The following is a 7,261-nucleotide window of genomic DNA, read 5'->3' on the forward strand; positions in this document are numbered from 1 at the left end:
GGCTCCACTGGCCTGCCCAAAGGCGTGATGAACGAGCACGCCGGGGTGGTCAACCGCCTGCTGTGGACCCAGGACGCCTACGGCCTGACGGCTGACGACGTGGTCCTGCAAAAGACGCCGTTCAGCTTCGATGTGTCGGTGTGGGAGTTCTTCTGGCCGTTGCAAGTGGGCGCGCGGCTGGTCATGGCGCGCCCTGGCGGGCACCGCGACCCGAGCTACCTGCGCGACATCCTCGCTGAGGAAGGGATCAGCACCTTGCACTTCGTGCCGTCGATGCTGGACGTGTTCCTGGGTCACGGCGATGCCGAGCCCGCGCGCCTCAAGCGCGTGCTGTGCAGCGGCGAAGCGCTGCCGGGCAGCCTGGTGCGGCGCTTCAAGGCGCAGTTGCCGACGGTCGAGCTGCACAACCTCTACGGCCCGACCGAAGCGGCGGTGGACGTCAGCGCCTGGCACTGCGCCGAGCCCTTGGCCGAGACCCCGGACAACACCCCGATCGGCAAGCCGATCGCCAACACCACGCTGTACGTGCTGGATGCCCAGGGCCAGCCGGTGCCGCAAGGCGTGGCCGGCGAGCTGTACATCGGCGGCGCGCAGGTGGCGCGGGGCTACCTGAACCGCCCCGAACTGAGCGCCGAGCGCTTCCTCGACGACCCGTTCAGCCAACGCCTCGGTGCGCGGCTGTACCGCACCGGCGACCTGGCCCGGCACTTGCCCGACGGCACGTTGGAATACCTGGGTCGCAACGACGACCAGGTGAAGATCCGCGGCCTGCGCATCGAACTGGGCGAGATCCAGGCCTGCCTGACCCGCGTGCCGGGCGTGCAGGAAGCGGTCGTGCTGGCCGTCGAGCAACGCCTGGTGGCCTATTACACCGGCACCGCGCAAACCACCGAAACCCTGCGCCAGGCGTTGTCGGCGCAGTTGCCGGAATTCATGGTGCCGGCGCTGTACATCCACCTCGACGCACTGCCGCTGAGCCCCAACGGCAAGCTCGACCGCAAGGCCCTGCCGGCGCCGGGCGAAGTGGCAGCACGGCCCTACGAGGCCCCGCAAGGCGACACCGAAACCCTGTTGGCCGCACTGTGGGCCGAGCTGCTGGGCGTGGAGCGGGTAGGGCGCCACGACAACTTCTTTGAACTCGGCGGCCACTCGCTGCTGGCGGTGACCCTCACCGCGCGCCTGCGCCAGGAAGGCCTGGAGGCCGATGTGCGGGCGCTGTTCGACCAACCGACCCTGGCGGGCTACGCCGCCGTCACAGACAGAATGGAGATTGTCCTGTGAGCATCAATGAACTCTTGGCCACCTTGTCGGCCAACGATATCCAGCTGGCGCTCAAGGATGGGCAGCTGGTCGTCCAGGGCAACCGCCAGGCGCTGACCGACGCCAGCTTGCTGGCGCGCCTGCGCGAGCACAAACCGGCGCTGGTCGCGCTGCTCGAACGCGGCGAGTACGTGGCCAGCCGTGCCGCCCTGGTGATTCCGGAAAACGGCATTGCCACGGGGTGCACGCATATCGAAGCGGCGATGCTGACCCTGGTGGACCTTGACCAGGCCACCCTCGATGCGCTGGTCGCCCGCATTCCCGGCGGCGCGGCCAACGTGCAGGACATCTACCCGCTGGCACCGCTGCAGCAGGGTATCCTCTACCACCACGCCAGCGCCGGCGACATCGACCCCTACGTGATGCAGTCGCGCTTCGCCTTCGCCAACCGCGAGCGCCTGGACGCGTTCGTCGAGGCCTTGCAAGGGGTGATCGACCGGCATGACATCCTGCGCACCTCGGTGCACTGGCAGGGGCTGGAAACGCCGGTGCAAGTGGTGTGGCGCCAGGCCCGACTGCGTTTGTCGGAACACCTGGACGGTCGTTTGGAGTTGGGTCAGGCACCGTTGATCCGCCTGCACTGCGAAGCGCCGGACGCCGACGGCCGCCTCCTGGCCACCTTGCAGTTCCACCATATCGCCCTCGACCACAGTGCCCTGGACGTGGTGCGCCACGAGATGCAGGCGCTGCTGGACGGCCAAGGCGCACGCCTGGGCGCCCCGGTGCCGTTTCGCAATTACGTGGCCCAGGCCCTGCTGGGTGTCAGCCAGGCGCAGCACGAGGCGTTCTTCCGCGAACTGCTCGGCACCGTCGATGCGCCGACCCTGGCCTACGGCCTGCACGACATCAGCGGTGACCAGGCGCTGAACGAGCACAGCCTCGACCTGCCACCCGCCCTGTGTCAGCGCCTGCGCGAGCAGGCCCGGGCCCAAGGTGTGAGCGTTGCCAGCCTGTTCCACCTGGGCTGGGCGCAGGTGCTTGGCGCGCTCACCGGGCGCGAGGCGGTGGTGTTCGGCACGGTGCTGATGGGCCGCCTGCTGGGCGCCGAGGCCACCGACCGGGCGCTGGGCATCTTCATCAATACCTTGCCGCTGCGCGTCGACCTCGGCGACACCTCGGCCCAGGCTGCGCTCAAGGCCACCCACCAGCGCCTCACCACGCTGATGCGCCACGAACACGCGCCACTGGCGCTGGCCCAGCGCTGCAGCGGCGTGGCGGCGCCGACCCCGTTGTTCAACGCCTTGCTCAACTACCGCCACAGCGCCGCTGACGCCAGCGCCGCCACCCGCGCCAGCTGGGCCGGGATCGAGACACTGCACGCCGAGGAGCGCACCAACTACCCGCTGACCCTGAGCGTCGACGACCTCGGCGAAGGCTTGCGCCTGACCTTGCTGGCCAGCCCGCAGGTACCGGCGGCGCGGGTCTGCGACTACCTGGCCGAAGCCCTGCGGCACCTGCTCGATGCCCTGGCCAAGGCGCCACAGACAGCCATCGGCGCGCTGCCGGTGCTGCCGTGGAGCGAGCGCGAACTGCTGTTGGAAACCTTCAACGCCCACAAGGTGGAGCACCCACCAGCGCTGACCCTCGACCAGCGCATCGCCCGCCGGGCTGTCGAACAGCCCGATGCCATCGCCGCCACCTGTGGCGTCGAAACGCTCGATTACCGCACCCTTGAGCATCGCGCCAATGCCCTGGCCGCACGCCTGCGCGCCCTGGGCGCCGGCCCCGACGAGCGCGTGGCGATTCTCGCCCGACGTGGCCTCGACACCCTGGTCGGCTTGCTGGCCGTGCTCAAGGCCGGCGCAGCCTACGTGCCCATCGACCCGGCGCACCCGGACGAACGCATCGCCTACCTGTTGGCCGACTGCGCCCCCCGGGTGCTGCTGCTGGACGCGGCACTGCATGGACGTGTCGACGCCAGTGAGCTGCCGCGTGTCGAGCTGGGCGGGCGTGATGAAGCGTTCGAGGCGCCCAATGTGCCGGGCCTGAGCGTGGGCCACCTGGCCTACGTGATCTACACCTCCGGCTCCACCGGCTTGCCCAAGGGCGTGATGGTCGAGCACCGCACCCTGAACAACCTGGTCGATTGGCACTGCCGCGCCTTCGATCTGTGCCGTGGCCGGCATACCTCAAGCCTGGCCGGCTTTGGTTTCGATGCCATGGCCTGGGAGGTCTGGCCAGCCCTGTGCGCCGGCGCGACGCTGCACATCGCCCCGTCCAGCGAGGCCGGTGAAGACCTCGACGCCTTGCTCGACTGGTGGCGCGGCTGCCCGCTGGATGTCAGCTTCCTGCCGACGCCCGTGGCCGAGCACGCGTTCGCCCAGCAGCTCGATCACCCGACCCTGCGCACCCTGTTGATCGGTGGCGACCGCCTGCGTCAGTTCAACCGTCAGCCGCCGTTCGCCGTGGTCAACAACTATGGCCCCACCGAAACCACCGTGGTCGCCAGTTCTGGCGTGCTCGCCGCAGGCGGCGTGCTGCATATCGGCAAGCCGATGGACAACGCCCGGCTCTACGTGCTCGACCCGCAACGCCAGCCGGTGCCGCTGGGCGTGCCCGGCGAGTTGTACGTGGGCGGCGCAGGCGTGGCGCGGGGCTACCTGAACCGCCCCGAGCTGACCGCCGAGCGTTTCGTCGACGACCCGTTCAGCGACCTGGCTGAGGCTCGCATGTACCGCACCGGCGACCTGGTGCGCTGGCTGGCCGATGGCACCCTGGATTACCTGGGGCGCAACGATGACCAAGTGAAGATCCGCGGCGTACGCATCGAGCTGGGCGAGATCGAGAGCCGGCTGGCCACGCTGCCGGGCATCGTCGAGGCGGTGGTGCTGGCCCGTGAAGAGCAACCCGGCCAGCCACGCCTGGTGGCTTATTTCACCACCCAGGCCGAGGTCGAGGTGGACACCCCGGCGCAACTGCGCGCCCGTTTGCAGGCGCAACTGCCGGACTACATGGTGCCGGTGGCCTTCGTGCGCCTGCCGGCGTTGCCGTTGACCGCCAATGGCAAGCTCGACCGCCGCGCGTTGCCGACGCCGCAGCGCGCCGACCTGTTCGAGCGCGGCTATGTGGCGCCCGAGGGCGAGCTTGAGGCCACGCTGGCGCAACTCTGGCAGCACCTGTTGCAAGTGGAGCGGGTGGGTCGCCACGACCACTTCTTCGAATTGGGCGGGCATTCGCTGCTGGCCATGCGGTTGGTGTCGCTGGTGCGTCAGCGCCTGGGCGTGGAGCTGAGCCTGGCGACGCTGTTCGCCCAGGCCGAGCTGGCGAGCATGGCCGAGGTGCTCGCCAGTGCCGGGCGCAGCGCCTTGCCGGCGATCTTGCCGACGGCGCGTGAGGCGAGCGTGCCGCTGTCGTTCGCCCAGCAACGCTTGTGGTTCCTGGCGCAGATGCAGGGTGGCAGCCAGGCCTACAACATTCCCTTGGCGCTGGAACTGCGTGGCGCGTTGGACACTGAAGCGCTGACGGCAGCGCTGGAGCAAGTGGTGGCGCGCCACGAGGCGCTGCGCAGCCAATTCTTCGAGGTCGACGGCGAGCCCCGCGTGCGGCTGCTGCCTGCAGGCGAAGGCTTTGCCCTGGGGTACGAGGACCTGCGCGGCGCCGACGATGCCAAGCTGCGGCAACTGGTCGGCGACGAAGCCAGGCAACCCTTCGACCTGAGCCGCGAGCTGCCCCTGCGCGCGCGCCTGTTGCGCCTGGACGACGAGCGCCATGCGCTGCTGCTGACCCTGCACCATATCGCCGCCGATGGCTGGTCGATGGGGGTGCTGACCCACGAGCTGGCGGCGCTTTACCCGGCCTTGCGCGAAGGGCGCACGGTCGATCTGCCGCCGCTGGTCATCCAGTATCCGGACTACGCGATCTGGCAACGGCGTTGGTTGCAGGGTGATGCCCTGGCGCGCCAGGTCGAGTTCTGGCGCCAGGCCCTGGCCGGCGCCCCGGCGCTGCTCAGCCTGCCCACCGATCGACCACGCCCTGTGCGCCAGGACTATGCTGGCGACAGCGTCGAGGTGCGCCTGGACCGGCACCTGAGCGCCGACCTCAACGCCTTGGCGCGGCGTCACCAGGTCACGCCGTACATGCTGTTCATGGCCGCCTGGTCGGTGTTGCTGGCACGTTTGTCCGGGCAGGGCGAGGTGGTGGTCGGCAGCCCTGTGGCGGGCCGTCGGCAAGTCGAGGTGGAGGGGCTGATCGGCCTGTTCGTCAACTCCGTGGCGGTGCGCCTGGACGTTGCCGACGCACCCGACGTGGCCACCCTGTTGGCACGGGTCAAGGCCCAGGTGCTGGCGGCCCAGGACCATCAGGACCTGCCGTTCGAGCAGGTGGTGGACATCGTCAAGCCACCGCGCAGCCTGGCCCATACCCCGCTGTACCAGGTGTCGCTGGAATGGGAAGGCGGCCAGCAGATGGCCAGTGGGTTGGACGGCCTGCAAGCGCGCACCCTGGGTGAAGGGCTGGGGTTCGCCAAGTTCGACCTGAGCCTGATCCTGGGCGAGGGCGAGGACGGCTTCAGCGGCACCCTGGGCTATGCCACCGCGTTGTTCGACCGCGCGACGGTCGAGCGTTACCTCGGTTACCTGGAGCACTTGCTGTGGGCCATGGCCGGTAGCGATGGCGCGGTGTTGAGCCGGGTCGAGCTGCTCGGTGCCGAAGAGCGCCGCCGGGTGCTGCTGGAGTACAACGACACGGTGCTGGACTACGACCTGGAGCACACCGTGCACGGCCTGTTCGAGGCCCAGGTGGCGCGCACGCCGCACGCCATCGCCCTGCGTGCCGAGGCCGGGCAGCTGACCTATGCCGAGCTGAACGCCCAGGCCAACCGTCTGGCCCATCACCTGATCGCCCTGGGCGTGAAGCCTGATGCGCGGGTGGCGATCTGCGTCGAGCGCGGGGTGTCGATGGTGGTCGGCCTGCTGGCCATCCTCAAGGCCGGTGGCGCCTATGTGCCGGTCGACCCGGATTACCCGGTCGAGCGGATCCGCCACATGCTCACTGACAGTGCGCCGCTGGTGGTGCTTGCGCACAGCGCGACCCGCCCGGTGCTAGCAGACTTCGACGTACCGCTGGTGGACCTCGAACATTCGGCCTGGAGCGACCTGCCGAGTGACAACCCGATCATCCAAGGCCTGACCCCGCGCCACCTGGCCTATGTGATCTACACCTCAGGCTCCACTGGCCTGCCCAAAGGCGTGATGAACGAGCACGCCGGGGTGGTCAACCGCCTGCTGTGGACCCAGGACGCCTACGGCCTGACGGCTGACGACGTGGTCCTGCAAAAGACGCCGTTCAGCTTCGATGTGTCGGTGTGGGAGTTCTTCTGGCCGTTGCAAGTGGGCGCGCGGCTGGTCATGGCGCGCCCTGGCGGGCACCGCGACCCGAGCTACCTGCGCGACATCCTCGCTGAGGAAGGGATCAGCACCTTGCACTTCGTGCCGTCGATGCTGGACGTGTTCCTGGGTCACGGCGATGCCGAGCCCGCGCGCCTCAAGCGCGTGCTGTGCAGCGGCGAAGCGCTGCCGGGCAGCCTGGTGCGGCGCTTCAAGGCGCAGTTGCCGACGGTCGAGCTGCACAACCTCTACGGCCCGACCGAAGCGGCGGTGGACGTCAGCGCCTGGCACTGCGCCGAGCCCTTGGCCGAGACCCCGGACAACACCCCGATCGGCAAGCCGATCGCCAACACCACGCTGTACGTGCTGGATGCCCAGGGCCAGCCGGTGCCGCAAGGCGTGGCCGGCGAGCTGTACATCGGCGGCGCGCAGGTGGCGCGGGGCTACCTGAACCGCCCCGAACTGAGCGCCGAGCGCTTCCTCGACGACCCGTTCAGCCAACGCCTCGGTGCGCGGCTGTACCGCACCGGCGACCTGGCCCGGCACTTGCCCGACGGCACGTTGGAATACCTGGGTCGCAACGACGACCAGGTGAAGATCCGCGGCCTGCGCATCGA

General features: G+C 69.3%; 2 protein-coding genes. Both read left to right on the plus strand.

All coding sequences use genetic code 11. The annotated features are described in order from the left end of the window. The coding region (locus tag P0Y43_RS19370) for an amino acid adenylation domain-containing protein (protein WP_275638872.1) at positions 1-1,281 on the plus strand (1,281 nt) is incomplete at its 5' end. After that, positions 1,278-7,261: non-ribosomal peptide synthetase (locus P0Y43_RS19375; RefSeq protein ID WP_275638873.1), on the plus strand; the 5,984-nt coding region annotated here is incomplete at its 3' end. The genes P0Y43_RS19370 and P0Y43_RS19375, both read left to right, overlap by 4 nt.

This window comes from Pseudomonas entomophila, assembly GCF_029193575.1.
Taxonomy (GTDB): Bacteria; Pseudomonadota; Gammaproteobacteria; order Pseudomonadales; family Pseudomonadaceae; genus Aquipseudomonas; species Aquipseudomonas entomophila_G.